This window comes from Arenibacter amylolyticus (genome assembly GCF_002150785.1).
GTDB classification, from domain to species: Bacteria; Bacteroidota; Bacteroidia; order Flavobacteriales; family Flavobacteriaceae; genus Arenibacter; species Arenibacter amylolyticus.
In genome coordinates this window covers 136,782-153,220 of sequence record NZ_MTAZ01000004.1, presented here as the reverse complement: position 1 = coordinate 153,220, position 16,439 = coordinate 136,782, and the positions used below count along the sequence as shown (strand labels likewise).

The window sequence follows — 16,439 nt, the reverse complement described above, 5'->3', positions numbered from 1 at the left end:
AAAACAATAATCATGTATACGACTAATAATAAAACAAAAAGCGGGATTGGGTTAGTGCTTCTATTGGCCCTGTTCTCACTATCCCTAACCTTTACCGCGTGCAGTGATGATGACAGCGAGTTTTCCGGGGAGCCATTCTTCGCGATAGAGGAAAACCCTACCGGATTGGAAGTGGGTGTTAGTGGCAACACCAAAAGTTATGTGGTACGCTCTAACCGTCCATGGCAGATTATACCGCAAGAAGAGGTGAATTGGGCAAAGACCTTCCCTACAGAAGGAAAGGACGACGGTATTTTTAAAATCATCGTTTCGGAAAACGACACCTTTGACCCGCGCACCATAAACTTCATCTTTGTGGTTGATGGAAAAGAGCAGCCACTATTGTTCCGTGTAGATCAAGAGGCCAATGTGCCCTACATCACCCTGGATGATGAGGAAAAAGGGATAGCCGTACCCTCTGCAGAGGGAGCACTCACCATTGGCGTAAAGGCAAATGTTTCATGGACCTACACCATAGAAGACAGTAGCTGGCTTTCCGAAATAGAAGTAACGGAAGAGGGCATACAACTCCTTGCCGATAGGAATATCAGTGAAGAGCGCTCCACCAAAGTCACTGTTACCTCCTCAGAACAACCTGGTCTAGACAAGGAAATTATCATTACCCAGTCTGCAGGGAATATTATTCTAGAGGAAAACTTTAACTGGTTAACTTACGGAAGCACCATATTCTATACCACCACCGGAGAGAAAAGAATGGATAGCTGGACCCCGGAAGAGTTGGGCATGGGATGGACCAGTACCGAAAACACTTTTTCCAGTAATCAGAAGCTGGTATATGCCCGTACTGGATTTGTAAAGTTGGGGAAAACCAATTATGGTGGGGATTTAATCTCTCCGGCCTTATCCAACTTAGAGGAACCCGCAACGGTACGTGTCACCTTTAAGGCAGTCCCCTACCAAACCCTAAAAGGTACACGGGATGCTAATACCCTAAATATTGAGGTGCTTGGTGCCGGAACCGTCAGCGTAAACTCCATGACTATTGATAATTGGCCCGATTATGATGCCGATCCTGAATGTACGGAAGTATGGCAGGCGCCATCGGCACAATACGAATTCACTATTACCGGAGCCGATGCTGGAACACGCTTTAAGCTACTGGGTGGCGACTATGATCTACGCAATGCATCCCCTAATAAGAATCGTATTTTCATTGACGATATTAAAGTAGAAATAATCGAATAATAGCACCAACTAGCAATGAAACATACGAGAAGAAGATTTATAAAAATAGGTGGATTATCAACCATCGCTGGAATAAGCGGCATAGGGCTGGCATTTTCCAGCTGTCAGAAGACCGACTCTGTTGAGTTTAATGAGGACAACAACCTGAACATCACGGGAGTCTCCATCCCTTCCAGCATGGATGTAAAACAAGGGGAAACCATCACCCTTAGCGGAAAGGGGTTTAAAATGGGCGATCAAATTAAATTGACCTCCACCCTAGACACCACTATAACCTATAACAACGAGGTGACCGCCATTGGCAATGGAACGGTCACCTTTTCTGTGCCTAACGGATTAACCACAGGTAGTTATCAGATAAATGTAGTACGCGGAGCAGAAAACCTTCTTTTGGGTGCGGTACTCCTAAATTTGGTAGCCAATCTCAACATCCCGGATATTGAGGGCATGACGGTGAAAGGCGTGGTGTATTCCGATGGGAAAGGAATTCCAGGAGTAGTGGTTTCCGACGGGTATGAAGTGACCGTTACCGATGATCAAGGGGTATATTACCTTTCCTCGCAAAAGAAAATTGGGTTTGTCTTTATCTCCCTACCCTCCAATTACGAGGCAACCAATGTAGGGAAGGCACCACAGTTCTTTAAGCGATTGAGCAATAACACCTCTACGGTAGACCAAAGGGATTTTTCCCTGATCAAGGTAAACAACGATAACCATGTGGTAATCCCTATGGCCGATTGGCATTTGGCAAAGAGAAACAACGACATTGACCAATTTACCGGCAAGGTGTTACCGGATGTAAATGCAACCATTGATCAATATGCGGCAGATGGCACCAAGGTATATGTGCTTACCCTAGGCGATATGACCTGGGATACCTACTGGTACAGAAATGACTTTGGACTGAACGACTACCTTCCCTATATGAATATGCTGCACTCCCCCGTGTTTAATGTAATAGGGAATCATGATTACGACCCTTATTATGCTGACGACTGGGAAGCTGAAAATAAGTATAGGGAGGTGATAGGCCCCACCTATTACTCCTTCAATCTAGGAAAGGTGCACTACGTGGTGTTAGATACGGTAGAATACCTAAATACGGGTGGAAGTGTTGGAAATGAGGGGGATCGCAATTACAATACCAATATCAGTCCAGAACAAATAGCATGGTTAAAAAAAGACCTAGCCGCTATTACCGATAAAAGCACCCCTATTGTAGTGGCCATGCATACCCCCTTGTATAAAAGACCAACCTTGGATGCCAACGAAAACCAAGTGAATGGATATGCCTTGGATAACGGAAGCACCCTCGTAGACTGCTTAAAAGACTTCTCCACGGTACACGTACTATCTGGGCACTCCCATATAAATTATAGGGTAGAAGAAGAAACCAACCTTATGGAGCACAATACCGGTGCAATATGCGCCACGTGGTGGTGGACCGGAAGGGATGGTTATGCCGGAAATCACATTTGCAAGGATGGAAGCCCCGGAGGTTATAGCATATGGCAGATGAACGGAAAAGATATTAAATGGCGCTACAAGAGCATAGGTTTTGAAGAAGATTACCAGTTCCGTACCTACGACCTCAACCAAGTGCAAATAACCGCTGCCGAATTTGCTCCGAATACTACGGAGGAAACACTCGCCCCCTACGCCGAACCCTACTCCCAGAAAAGTGTGAACAATGAAGTGTTGATCAATCTATGGGGGTACGATAGCCAATGGGATATTGAAGTAACCGAAAACAACAATAAGCTAGCCGTTACCCGGGTAAATACCAAAGACCCCTTGCATATTGTATCCTATGAAGCATTGCGACTTAATGCAGGGGCCACCCCTACAGGCGCTTTTGTGACCAACGATACGGCACACCTGTTTAAGGTTTCGGCCTCTGAACCCGATACTACCCTAGAAATTAGGGTTACAGACCGTTTTGGCAATGTGTATACCGAAACCATGGAGCGCCCAAAAATATTCTCCCTGGATATGAGTTAATCATAAAAGGAAAAACAAGGGGCATGCTGTTATCAGTAGCCTAGAAAATTATTAGTGATCACCCTTTAAATAAGTAAATTACATACCCAAAATGATTCGTCCTAAATTATAATTTGGGGCGAATCATTCTTTAATAATTAAACCTATGATGTTAAGATTTTTATCCGCTAAAACCAGTAAAGCTTTAGGAGTATTCCTAGTTCTAGCACTTCTATTTGGAAGTTGTGCAGAAACGGTAAAAAACCCCGTTATAGCCCATAGAGGCGCATGGAAAACAAAGGAAATTCCGCAGAACTCCATTGCTGCCCTAAAAGAAGCCATTTCATTGAATAGTTTTGGGGCGGAGTTTGATGTGCGATTAACCAAGGACAATGTTCCGGTAGTGAACCACGACAGGGACTTTCTTGGAATAGAAATTGACACCTCCACCTATGAGCAGCTGCTATCCAAGAAGCTCCCCAATGGAGAGAAAATCCCGACCTTGAGGGAGTATTTGGAGGAAGGTCTACAACAGAAAAACACCAAACTGATCCTAGAAATTAAATCGGCCCCCTCCAATAAGGAGCGCACGCTTAAACTAGCCGAACTGTCCGTGGCCATGGTGCACGAATTAGATGGGCGTGATATGGTAGAATATATCTGCTTTGACTACGACGCGGGTAAATTGGTGAGTCAATTAGACCCCGAAGCAGAAGTGGCCTACCTAAATGGGGATAAAACCCCGGCCCAACTTAAGGCGGATGGCTATACCGGAATAGATTACAACCACAAAGTCTACAAAAACAACCCCACTTGGATTAAAAAGGCGCAGGAGTTAGGACTAAAAGTGAACGTATGGACTGTAAACCAGGAGGAGGACATGAACTATTTCTTGGATCAAAATGTGGATTTTATCACTACGGACGAACCAGAACTTCTCTTTAAGATCCTGAATAAGAAATAAGCACGAAAACACCTTATTTGCTGAGGGGAATGCCTTATTAAATCTATCCCAATTCTACAACTCCTGGATCCCTAGTATCCCTAATTTACTATCTTGCGCCATTATTTTTTAATCGCCAAGAAGGGCACTATTACTAGGAAATATGATGAAGTTGCGTTTTTTAAGGAATTTAGGCATTCCCCTTATTATTTTACAATTATTAGCCAGCTGCAATGGTCCACTAGACCAGGTATACCAACCTACCGTGGTAGGCACTCCCCCATACAATGCCTTTATTGGACTAACCCGTTTAGACAATGGGGAGATTAGACACTACAATTACGGTGAAGGCAATAAAGAAGGAACATCGTACTACTTACGAAGCATGGACAACGGGTTTACCTGGGATTCGGTAGCCGTAGAAAACAAATGGATAGGCGCCGATGTTAAAAGCCCTTTGACCGGAGAATACGTCCGCTTGGAAACAGGAGAAAATGGCGTGTTGGCGGTCCGCTCTAATGGAGGCATCGATGGGGATTGGACAAAAACCCAGGTGTATGAAGCGCAAGAGGACGAAGGCAGCTATATTATGTTGAAGCCTCCCGTGTTTATCCGGGAAGGCAAACGCATTTTGGTAGGCGCCCACAGCACGGCCCGTTTTGGTTGTGGTGTTTTTTATTCCGATGACGACGGATTAAGCTGGAAACGCTCCCAATTTGTACAGTCGCCCCCACACCAGCCCGGTGGCGTTCACAAAGGAACACGATGGAACCATGGCGCCGTTGAACCAACAGTGATCGAATTAAACGACGGTAGAATATGGATGTTGGCACGTACTGCCCAAGACCAACATTACGAGAGTTTTTCCGAAGACGGAGGGGAAACGTGGAGCCCATTAAAACCATCCTCATTTTATGGGACCATTACCATGCCCACTATGAAACGATTGAAGGATGGTCAATTACTTTTTATCTGGAACAACACTACCCCCTTGCCCGAAAAAGAAGGCGTTAATGGCGTTTGGGAAGATGTATTTACCAATCGCGATGTACTGCATGCCGCCATCTCCGAGGACGATGGAAAAACGTGGACGGGTTTCCGTGAGCTTTTCCTAAATCCAAATAGGAACGATCCTAATTTTGGGGTAGCCGATCAAAGCTTAAGCTTGGATATGAGCGTACACCAAAATCAATCTGTGGAATTACCAGGTGGAAAAGTACTGGTTTCCTTAGGACAGCACCGAGACCATAGAAAGATGTTGCTATTTGATCCGGAGTGGCTAAAAGAAACTACCAGGGAAGACGATTTTAGAAACGGATTGGATACCTGGACCACCTTCCTTTATCAAAAGGGAATCATAGGTCATTGCGCTTATAATAGGGAGGAAGGAGCCCGTTTGGTAACAGATCCAACAGATGCTAGCAAACAGGTGCTAAAAATCGCTAGAAGGGATAGTGAGACCCTAGAAATAGCCACTCAGGGAGCGGTATGGAATTTTCCAGCCTTGCAAAAGGGGCGGTTCAGCACCTCGGTTTATATTCCCGAAAACAGTCAGGGAGGAAGGATAAGCCTTAGTGACCGCTGGTTTAATCCCTCGGATACCACTGCCTATAAGTTTGCCATGTACAATTATCCATTAGACGGATTGCAAGAAAATAAATGGCACACCTTACATTTTAATTATGACTTTGGAACTGAGAACAAAAACTGTGTGGTAACGGATGAAAATGGGAAGGAAGTAGCTTCCATCCCCCTAAACTACGAAACTATTCACGGACTTAGTTATGTACATTTTATCTCCACGGCCCAACAAGAAGACCCCCATGGGTTTTTAGTGGGCCCGGTAAAGAGCAGTGATAAATAGCCGCTTAAATTAGTGAGAATGAACCACGCATATCTCGCCATCTTTAAGCTATAAGCTATTCCGTTGGAATGTTGGTAACAAGCCAATGCTTTTCACTATCCGTTGGATGCGCTGGGAGAGACGAGATATAGAAATGATAAAAACCCCTTGGTAGTTAATGCTGTAAGGGGTTTTTCTTTTGCAGAAACTGTAGGTAATATGGAATTCTAAAGTAGGCAAGGAATTATTTCTAACCAGCTATCGTGGAGGGTTGTCCATCTACAGGTTTTCTACACGCCCCTACAAGAAGACACCCATAGGTTTTAGTGGGCCCGTAAAGAGCAAGGTGCCGGAGAAGACCAATTAAATTTCTGAAGTGGCTATTGCTCTCTCTTACCTCAGCAATAAGACATCGACTTAAAGAATAGGTGCACCCTAGTTTTTATTAAAAGACCTTCTTCTTTTAGACATATAATAGGTAATTACACCCGATACCACAAAAAGCAATCCGATGGCACTTTCCACCGGTTTCTCAAGCAGCATATACCCCAATATCCAAACGCTAAAAAGCACAAACGCTATTTGCAAGAAGGGTTTAAAGGGACTCCTAAAAGCCCCTTCCCTACCCTTAATCCAGAATATAGAGGCAACCGTTAAGGTGCCCATAAGTTGTAATACAAAACTTGCATACAATAAGACCTGTTCAAACGTTCCTGTCACTGTAAGTGCAATGCTAATTATAGCTTGTAACCACAAGGCCCTAACGGGTATTCCACTCTTGCTTTTTACTGCCAATTTTGTCCATAAAGAATGGTCTTTAGACATGGCATAGGTAATCCTGGACCCTATCCATAAATACCCACTAACTGTTGCGATCAGTTGAATTGCAATTAAATAGCTTACCCAATTGCCACCTAGAGTCCCAAATAGGTTCTTAAAGGCTATGAAGGCTATTTCTACTTTACCAGACATCTGTTCAACGGAGGCATGCTTTAAGAACACCACCTGCATTAATACATAGAGTACCGTTACTAAGGCCGTTCCAATGATCAAGGCCTTTGGTAGGTTTCGCCTTGGGTCATTAATTTCATCTACAATATAGGCTGCAGAATTCCAACCGGTATAGGCGTAGGTAACATAGAGTAAGGAAACAGCGAAACCAGGAAGCAGTATTTCCCCTTGCCATGAATTACTGAGATCTATAGCAGTTTCTTGCACCGGCACATAGCTAAAACCCAAGATAATCAAAGCCACTACAAACCCCAACTTTACCAGGGTAGTGATATTTTGAAATTTCCCACTTTGTCCTACGCTTATGGAGTGGACCGCAGTGAGGATCAAAATAACCAACACCCCAAACCATTCATTGAAAATAGCCGGATTTATTGGGTTGAGATAGCTTTTCATGGCCATCACAGAAATTGCAATGGGTGCGGTAAAACCTACCGTTAAGGATACCCAAGCATATACATAGCCCACCAAGGGATGCATCAATTTGGAAAGAAAGATATAATCCCCTCCAGAGTCATCAAAATTAGTGCCTAGTTCTGCATAGGTAAATGCCCCTACTAAGGCAAATACACCCCCCAACACCCAAATGAGTACAATACTCCAAGTATTCTGAATATCGACAAGCTGGTATCCTAAACTGGTAAAAACACCTGTACCAATCATATTGGAAATAACCAAAGCTGCAGCAGTTTTCCACCCTATCTTATGTTTTATCTTCATTGATTCACAAGCTTATTACACAAAAATATAGCGATGCAGTGCTTGGTTATTTTCCATTAAATGCGATTGAAATTTATAGACTACCTATAGTTTATAGTTTAATCTTGCAAAGTAAAATGCTCCGTTGGTTCCCATTTGAACGGGCGCGTATTTAAACACCCCGAAATAGCTGTTATCCATGATTTGCTCATCAGGATAAACATCTAACAGGTTATTTACCCCTGCTACCAAAGATAATTTCCCATTAAAATTATAAGTCGCACTTAAATCGGTGGTTACTTTTGCATCATGTCGCTGAGCTCTTCCAAAGGGCGCTTCGTTACGGGTAACTTCGCCCCAATAGGTGTTTCTCAGCATCAATCCTAGTTTATCACCCGTAAAATCTATGGTAAATATCCCCTTATCCTTTGGGTTATTAGTCTCTATAAGACTTCTTTCCTTCGCACCAAAATATACCTCTTCTTGACCTATAAAGGTGGATGGCAAATTTTTGATACCATCCGCTACTTCATTTTCATTATGATTATACAATAGCGAGAAATTTAAGCTATTGACACCCATTGGCACCCTATAATTCATCACTAAATCTACTCCGGTAGTAGTGGTATTTACCGCATTGGTGAAAAAGCGTGCCGAAGCTACATTAAAGGGTTCAAAAATTTCTTGTAAGGCTGGTACGGGCTCACCAAAAGGGTCATTTCCTAAATCGCCCGTATAGATAATTCTATCATCAATCCCTACTCTGTAAGCATCTAAGGTAACCTGAAAGTTTCTAGCGACCCTTGCTGTTAATCCAACACTTATACTGGTAGATGTTTCTTCCTTAAGCGCTGGAATCCCCAAGGATTGGGCAACGCTACTATCATTTCTGAAGGTACCTGCGTGAATTAAATTTCCATCGACAATATCAACGGTAATATTATTAAAATACTGCTGGTGCAAGGACGGGGCTCTATACCCAGTACCATAGGCCCCTCTAAGCGCAAAATTATCGGTAAGGCGATACCTAGCGGCTACCTTACCATTGATAGTATTCCCAAAATCACTGTAATCTTCGAACCTACCTGCTAGTGCCAGTAAAAATTTATCGGTAAAGTTAAGTTCAAAGTCGGCATACAGCCCTACAGAGGTTCTCCCTTCGTTTACTTCATTGGTAGGAGCAAACCCGGGAAAGGAATTGGCCCCGTCCCCAATGTACGATCCCTCTTCACCTACATGTATCTGATAGTTTTCATATCTAAATTCAGCTCCAAAAGCCATCCCCAATCCACTCATTACCGTTTCGTTAAACTTAGAGAAATCTAGATTGGCGGTATTTTGAAGGAAGGAATGACCTCCAGCCCTAAAGGAAGTTGGACTATCTACTCCTAGAAAATCATTCACGGTATTTGAGACCGTATAATTAAAGTCATTGATTCCTATGGTATTACTTACATCAAAATTCCAGGTTCCTAATTGTGTTTTAAAACCCGTTATCATGGAATGATCGGTAACATTAGTTCTTAATTCCGGCTGAAAACCATTGGGGAAAATCTCTAGCACATGGCCTTCCGAAGGCAATCTTCTAAAACCAAATCCTGTACCCGTTCTAAAGTTAGCTCCGCCCGCAGCATAAAACTTCCCAGTTTCACCAGTAGGCAATTCAAAGTTTAGAAAGAACTGTGCATTTGATATGGCAGCATCCCCTATTTGAAAATTGAAATCATCCCTTGTTAATCCGGCCGCAGCGATTAACTCATCATCGCGTTGTCTTGCTTCCTCATTTCCAAAATAGGCGAAGTAATTACCTAGATCGGATTGATCGTATATGATAAGCTCATGGTTTTGAGTTCTTGTAGTCTTGCCCCTATCGTTGTATTCTGCGGTAAGGTTAATAAATCCTCCATTTTCCCCTACCTCAGCTCCATAATTAAAGTTGAAATTGTAAGTTTCCCCATCGCCAGCGGAGGTAACGCCATAGGTGGCACCTACTTCCATTCCAATATTTTTCTTTAGAATAATATTTATTACTCCTGCAATAGCATCCGAACCATATTGTGCAGCTGCTCCGTCCCTAAGCACCTCTATCCTATCTATGGCCGAAGAAGGAATAGAAGACAAATCCGTACCTACGGTCCCATTACCGACGGTCCCTTGATTATTTAATAGGGAGGTGGTGTGCCTTCTCTTGCCGTTAATTAATACCAGTACTTGGTCTGGCCCCAAACCTCTTAAGGAGGCAGGATCTACGTGCTCCGTACCATCGGAGGAAGACTGCCTGTTAGAGTTAAAAGAAGGAACAAGGGTAGACAACAGGTCATTAGCCGTTGTTTGCGCTGTAGTGAGCTTTATCTTGGAAACATCTACCACATCTACCGCGGCAGGGGTCGATAGTTTAGTCTGTCTGGGGTTTCTACTCCCTACCAATACCACCTCAGAAAGCGCCTCAGCCCCTTCTTGCATAACAACCACCATCGCTGCAGCCCCTCTTAGCTTTTGAGTTTTAAAGCCCAAAGTGGAAAATATTAAAATTGGTTGCTCTAAATTGGATGAAATGGAAAACATTCCATCAAAATCGGAGGTAGTTCCGGTGCTGGTTCCCTCTATCACGATGTTTACCCCGCCTAAAGGTTGATTATCCGAATCTACAATTTTTCCCGAAAAAATGTTTTGGGCAGATACGGAAAGCGTAAAACTCAATGTTAACAATAATAATAACGACTTCATTTACATTAATTTATATAAGTATTCATTTTTATGTATTCGGCTTTATACCCTCGAAAATTTTACTCTTGTCCCTATTGGCATCTCCTTTATATAGAATGCATAATCATTAAAACTGGATTTATCCCATGACCGCCCAACTTCTGGAAGAATAAAACCATTTAACCCCCTACTAGAACCATTGGTGATAGTATCCCTACCCCCATGCTTTCCAAGGTGATCAGTAATGATAAGCGTTCTAGTATCCATAAGCTCATTCGTATCTGGATGGAAAAACTCTGCTTTCACTTCAGTATCTAATTCCACTCCAAGGTATTCCGCTATTCCAAACATTCCACTCGCATATTTAGAGAGCGATTTACCATTGTAATAATGGTCTGGGTTTACAATAATGACCTCATTTGGCCCTATTTCCAAACCAGGAATCTGATCATTCACCGCCACCTTTGTTACTGCAAATCCTGGAGGGCATCCGCCTCTTGTAATTGCAGAAAGTGCCTGTGGAATGATAAAATGTTTAAGCGACCTAAATTGTGTTCCCTTACTTAGATCACTTAACATATTGTGATCTGGGACGCCATTTATTACATACAATTCCTCAATATACTCCCTGAACGGCATAAACACCTCGTTATCAACACCTATGATGTTGTGCAAGGCATTGGTTTTAGGATCCCGCACCCTTGCCCAAAGACAATTTGACCCCTTCGATTTTTCTTCGCCTGCAAACTTAGCCCTACTGGCGTTATTTACAAAAACATTTACCGATCTACATATGGTATTTTCGTGATAATCCGACTCCAACTCGGCCCTACTACCTAATAAATCGAGTACCTGACTCCCTGTTTGCAGGCTTCTGCCCGGCGTAGAGCCTATGTAGTCTACTACTTGAACAAAAGCCCCATATTTTTCATTTATAATTTCATAGTGATCCCTGATTTTGGATTTCGCTATATCCCCATCTTTTATGGTATCGGAAAAATAAAACACCTTGGTTCGCTTGCCATTCGCCCTTAACAAATCCATCACCCCGCGCACAACAAGCTCATTGGGGACCGTATCCAACAAACCTCTCTTTATGGCCATAGCAGTTCTTAAGATGAGGATGAGCCTGGATTCTTCCACCGTATTCACCGAAAGATGTGTTAAGTCTGACAAATACCTGCTAATATCCGATTCTTGTACCTCTTCAATAAAGGAATTCCATAAGGAGGTAGCCAGGTCTAACTCGTTAGCGTACTGTAACAGTATATGCTTTGAGTCTGCATCCGAAATATTTTTGGTTAATGAATTGATTATATCAGCATCGTAGTGCCAGCTAATTTCCTTTAACTCCTTAATTCTTCTCCTAATATTGTTCACCATAGCGTATTGAATTGAATTTAAATTCGTAATATAGCGGCGCAAGGTAAAGAAAAGCAACATACACCCACTTATCATGAATAGTATTCGAAGAAAAGGCAGCAACACCGAATTAGATGAAATAGATGAGCTTATTATTAAGCTTTTACAGAAGAACGCAAGGCTATCTAATAAGCAAATTGCCGCTGAAGTTGGTATTGCAGAGTCTACCTGCTCCGAAAGAATGCGGAAATTGGAGCGAAATAAAATGTTTTTTGGGTTCCATGCGTTTATTGACTCTTCTAAACTGGGTACCAATATTGAAGCTATGGTATCTATAAAATTAACGAAATACACCAAAGAAGTGGTAGAGGACTTCAAGAGCTCCATGAAGAAATTACCCGAAGTGGTAAGCATTTATCACATGGCTGGCTACAGTGACTTCTTACTTTACATCGCGGCCAGGGACAAAGACCATTTAAGGGATTTTATTATGGACCACGTAACCAAAGATTATGTGAAGAGTGTAGAAACCTCGTTAATCTATGACTTTAACTTCAACCCCCTATTTCCAATTTACTTGGATCACGATAAATAATAGGAAATTCCATATACGAGGCATATAGGTTTAAGGTTGTTGTTTTTTAAAGCTAAGGAAGCACAATCCACGTGATTTCGCGTTTAACAATGTGCAAGTCCGTAGAACAAAACTCTAAAACTATTCCTGTTTTGGCACTTCTCTAGCTAAGCTTTGCCACAATCCTTCTCTCCCAAGAAGCATCTAAGCCTTTAACCAACCTCCAAATCCTTAATAGAATTCTTAAAATCGCTACAAATTAGTTAAATCTTGGCCAACATTCCTTTTGCCAGGTCAGAGGTGCTTCCGAAATCACAAACATTACCCTATTTTTGTGTCAAACAAGAAATTTCACTTCCGTTTTTCAGAAACACCTATTGGGTGGTCTAGGTGCCAATTATCAACAAGACCCCCTACATTCCTCCTATAGGACAATAAGTATTCAATGGCTCCCTTTATATGTGGCATATCTTAGGGCCTATGGTCACTTTATTGCAAAAAATTACAACTTCGAGGATCGCAGTTCTATCCATATTGGGTGGACCAACATTCATTGGGATAACTTGTAATTCCCAATGAGATATATAAATTTTAAAAATTAATCTATGATGAAAAAAAAGTTTTTCAATGCGAAGTTTTACCGCAACGATGCAGCAAGCGAAATGATTGTAGAAAATGGAAAAATCCTTCAAATTGGAACTAATTTACCCCAATGCGAAGAGGAAATAGACCTCCGTGGAAAGCTTGTGCTACCTCCATATGTAGATCCGCATTTGCATTTAGACTACGTATATACCTTATCTGAGCTTGGACAAGAAGGGGCCGGTTCTGGAACCTTGTTTGAAGCCATTGAATTATGGCCGAAATTTAAAGAAACCCTGACCGTAGAAAGTGTAAAAAGGCTTGCCCTTAAAGGAATAAAGGATGAGGTCTCCCAAGGGGTACAGCACATCCGTACCCACATAGATGTTACGGACCCAAACTTCACGGCATTGAAAGCGATGCTGGAAATGAAGGAGGAACTAAAAGACACCGTTGATATTCAAATCGTAGCCTTTCCACAAGAAGGAATGTACATGTATAAAGGCGGACGTGATTTAGTGGAAGAAGCTCTTAAAATGGGGGCAGATGCTGTGGGCGGAATTCCCCATTACGAACCTGCTAGGGAGTTTGGAGAAAAATCTGTTCACGACATCGTTGAACTTGCTTTAAAATACGATAAACTTATAGATGTTCACTGCGATGAAACCGATGATCCACATTCGCGTTTTGTGGAGCTTTTAAATGCCCTTGTTCTCATGGAAGACTACGGAAGTAGAACCACTGCCAGCCATACCTGTTCCTTTGGATCAGCAGATAATTCCTATGCCTTTAGAATGATGGATTTGTTTCAAAAGAGCAAGATGAATTTTATCTCCTGTCCCACGGAAAATGCCTATCTACAAGGTAGACAAGACACCTATCCAAAACGTCGCGGACTCACTAGGGTGAAAGAGTTCTTAGATTTAGGGATTAATGTTGCTTTCGCACAAGACTCCATCAACGATCCTTGGTATCCTATGGGTAGTGGTAATATGATGAATATCCTGGATAACGGAATCCACCTAGCTCAAATTATGTCTCCGGAAGAAGTAGCAACTAATTTTGATCTAATTACCTATAATGGAGCTCGTTGTTTAAACATTCAAGACCAATATGGTTTAGAGGTAGGAAAGCAAGCAAACTTCATCGTATTAAATGAAAGCTCTGTTTATGAAGCTATCCGTAAAAGAGTAGATGTTTTAGCATCTGTACGTAATGGAGAATTCCTTTTCCGCCGTAAAGAAGTGGAATACGATATTCCTTTGAGCCTATAAATTAATTTTCATCTAAATTATTAGCACGTAAAAAAGACTGTGGCCGTGGCTGTTTTAGTTATTGCACAAATAACCAAAAGACCACGGCAACTTTCATTATATATTTGCAAAACTATGAGCAAACAAAGTATTTCTTCACAAACTAAAAGTGTTTTTCCGTGGCTGATTATGATTCTAATGTCATCTGTCACTTTTGTGGGAATCCTGTCCGAGTTGATGCCTTCGGGGGTGCTCCCACAGATGATGACCGATTTAAATATTAGCGAGGTGCAAACAGGCAACTTAGTGGGTTACTACGCCATAGCTTCTGCTATTTTTGCGATTCCGCTTATTTCTATGACCATGCAGGTTAACCGAAAATACCTGTTACTAATTTTGCTAGTTGGGTTCGCTGTTTCCAATATTGTGGCCGGACTTGTTCACAACTATACCATAATTGGTATTCTTAGGGTACTAGGGGGAATTTGCGCCGGGGTGATGTGGCCAATGATTGCTGCTTATGGGATGCGTTTAGTAGATGAACAACATCACGGAAAGGCTATCGCAGTAATTATGGCGGGAACTACCCTGGGGATTAGCATAGGGATGCCTATAATGACAGCTATTGGTAATGATTACGGGTGGCGAACAGAGTTTATTGGACTTGGAGGCGTGATTATTGCCATTGCCATAATCAGTTTCTTTGTACTACCCTCCATTCCTGGAGAGAAACTCACTAAAAGCTCATCGCCTTTTGCACTATTAAAAATACCAGCGGTTTTAATTGTACTACTACTCACCCTACTTGGGGTAATTGCACATTATGGGGTGTATGTGTATATCACAAGTCTGGTTGATGAAATAGCGTTAGCAGGGGGAGTGGAAAGCGCCTTGTTATATTTTGGAATAGGTTCTTTGCTTTCTGTTCTATTGGCTATAAAATATACCGATAAATACTTAAGGCTCTTAACCATTGCGATGTTTGGGTTGCTGATTATCTCTATGGGTATTTTTCTACTATTCGGAAGCACAACAGGTGTGGGACATGTTGCTTTCTTTTTATGGGGTGTTTCTTTTGGTCCATTGGTAACCTTGCTTCAGGCTGCAGTAAGTAGACAGGTAGAAACCGCTAAAGACGTTGCCACTTCTGTGCAGTCTTCCGTATTTAACTTTTCCATTATGATCGCATCTTCTGCAGCAGGACTATTACTAGGAATTTATTCTCCCATGAGCTTGGTTTATTTGGCAATCGCTTTGTCCATTCCAGGAATACTTATTTCTTTTTTTGCGAAAAAGTCTTTAAGCTAAGCGTGGATTATACACCTATCCATACCCACAAGTAAAGAAAATAAAAAAAGGCCTCCATTTATTTTGGAAGCCTTTTTTATCTATTTGGTGGAGAATATCGGAGTCGAACCGATGACCTCTTGCATGCCATGCAAGCGCTCTAGCCAGCTGAGCTAATCCCCCATAGAACGGTGCAAAGAAAATACTTTTTATTGCATTTTCAAAATACAATTTCAGCTATTTAACAAATAGATCCTTCTTTTTAACAAATACCCGCAAAACCAATGCTTATAAACAGCAGGTACACCCAATATCCTCCTCTATTCACTAATTCTCTTTAATTTTCGCTACATTTAATCTATGGTCCAACCAAAATATGCCGCTACAATAGCTATCTCTACTAGCTTTAAAACCATAAATTTGCCCAATTATTAAATAAGCTAGCGAATGATTTGTTTGGCAAAGGAGTCTGACATCCCCGAAATTCTTAAGCTTACTGCCGCCTGTGCCAAGGCCTTGGTAGAAGTGGGTATTTATCAATGGAACGAAAGTTACCCTTCCCAAGAAAAATTTGAGAAGGATATAAGTAGGGGTGAACTTTACCTCTTAAAGACTGACCAAGAAATAATAGGGACTATTGTAATTTCTACCTTTATGGATCCAGAGTATCATTCCGTCTCTTGGACTACTCCTAACCAGCACAATTACTACATACACCGTTTGGCAGTACATCCCCAGCATCAGAAGAAAGGATATGGAAAACTGCTCATGGAGTATGCGGAGGAATATGCCCGCACCAATAGGGCCGTCTCGGTGCGGTTGGACACCTTTAGCAAAAACGAAGGCAACAATACCTTTTATAAAAATAGAGGCTACCAGGAAGTGGGCCACATCTTTTTTCCGAAACAGAGCAAATACCCTTTTCTTTGCTACGAACTAATACTGTAAAAGTTG

11 protein-coding genes and 1 tRNA gene are annotated in these 16,439 nt (G+C 42.0%); 8 read left to right on the top strand and 4 right to left on the bottom strand.

Going from position 1 to position 16,439, the window contains the following annotated elements; translation table 11 throughout:
- The first annotated feature begins 12 nt into the window (after positions 1-12).
- The 4 genes from BV214_RS01420 to BV214_RS01405 all read left to right on the top strand — a co-directional run bounded on the left by BV214_RS01420 (position 13) and on the right by BV214_RS01405 (position 6,032).
- Positions 13-1,245 (top strand): BACON domain-containing protein, encoded by a 1,233-nt coding sequence (locus tag BV214_RS01420; protein ID WP_086475684.1) that lies wholly within the window; start codon positions 13-15, stop codon positions 1,243-1,245.
- A gap of 15 nt (positions 1,246-1,260) precedes the next feature.
- Entirely contained in the window at positions 1,261-3,246 is a 1,986-nt protein-coding gene (locus BV214_RS01415) for a calcineurin-like phosphoesterase C-terminal domain-containing protein (RefSeq protein WP_086475683.1), read from the top strand.
- Positions 3,247-3,391: 145 nt separating this feature from the next.
- Positions 3,392-4,189 (top strand): glycerophosphodiester phosphodiesterase family protein, encoded by a 798-nt coding sequence (locus BV214_RS01410; protein WP_245806728.1) that lies wholly within the window; start codon positions 3,392-3,394, stop codon positions 4,187-4,189.
- Positions 4,190-4,331: 142 nt separating this feature from the next.
- A complete protein-coding gene (locus BV214_RS01405) occupies positions 4,332-6,032 on the top strand; it encodes a sialidase family protein (protein WP_086475682.1) in 1,701 nt (566 codons plus the stop codon).
- Positions 6,033-6,446: 414 nt separating this feature from the next.
- Here the strand turns inward: BV214_RS01405 and BV214_RS01400 are convergent, their stop codons facing one another.
- The 3 genes from BV214_RS01400 to BV214_RS01390 form a co-directional block, all read right to left on the bottom strand.
- Positions 6,447-7,742, bottom strand: coding sequence for an APC family permease (locus BV214_RS01400; RefSeq protein ID WP_086475681.1), 1,296 nt, complete (start codon positions 7,740-7,742; stop codon positions 6,447-6,449).
- Positions 7,743-7,826: 84 nt separating this feature from the next.
- Entirely contained in the window at positions 7,827-10,448 is a 2,622-nt protein-coding gene (locus BV214_RS01395) for a TonB-dependent receptor (RefSeq protein ID WP_245806727.1), read from the bottom strand.
- 42 nt (positions 10,449-10,490) lie between these two features.
- Positions 10,491-11,810, bottom strand: coding sequence for a hypothetical protein (locus tag BV214_RS01390; RefSeq protein ID WP_140157699.1), 1,320 nt, complete (start codon positions 11,808-11,810; stop codon positions 10,491-10,493).
- Between the two features lie 73 nt (positions 11,811-11,883).
- Here BV214_RS01390 and BV214_RS01385 point away from each other — a divergent pair, with 73 nt between their 5' ends.
- The 3 genes from BV214_RS01385 to BV214_RS01375 all read left to right on the top strand — a co-directional run bounded on the left by BV214_RS01385 (position 11,884) and on the right by BV214_RS01375 (position 15,506).
- Positions 11,884-12,384, top strand: coding sequence for an Lrp/AsnC family transcriptional regulator (locus BV214_RS01385; RefSeq protein WP_086475679.1), 501 nt, complete (start codon positions 11,884-11,886; stop codon positions 12,382-12,384).
- Between the two features lie 584 nt (positions 12,385-12,968).
- On the top strand, positions 12,969-14,219 hold the full coding sequence (locus BV214_RS01380; RefSeq protein ID WP_245806726.1) for an amidohydrolase family protein: 1,251 nt from the start codon (positions 12,969-12,971) through the stop codon (positions 14,217-14,219).
- A gap of 114 nt (positions 14,220-14,333) precedes the next feature.
- Positions 14,334-15,506, top strand: coding sequence for an MFS transporter (locus BV214_RS01375; protein ID WP_086475677.1), 1,173 nt, complete (start codon positions 14,334-14,336; stop codon positions 15,504-15,506).
- A gap of 85 nt (positions 15,507-15,591) precedes the next feature.
- On the opposite strand, the gene BV214_RS01370 is transcribed toward BV214_RS01375, so the two are convergent.
- A tRNA-Ala gene (locus BV214_RS01370) sits at positions 15,592-15,668 on the bottom strand.
- Positions 15,669-15,932: 264 nt separating this feature from the next.
- Here BV214_RS01370 and BV214_RS01365 point away from each other — a divergent pair.
- Complete coding sequence (locus tag BV214_RS01365; protein ID WP_086475676.1) at positions 15,933-16,433, top strand: GNAT family N-acetyltransferase; 501 nt, start codon at positions 15,933-15,935, stop codon at positions 16,431-16,433.
- Positions 16,434-16,439 lie beyond the last annotated feature (6 nt).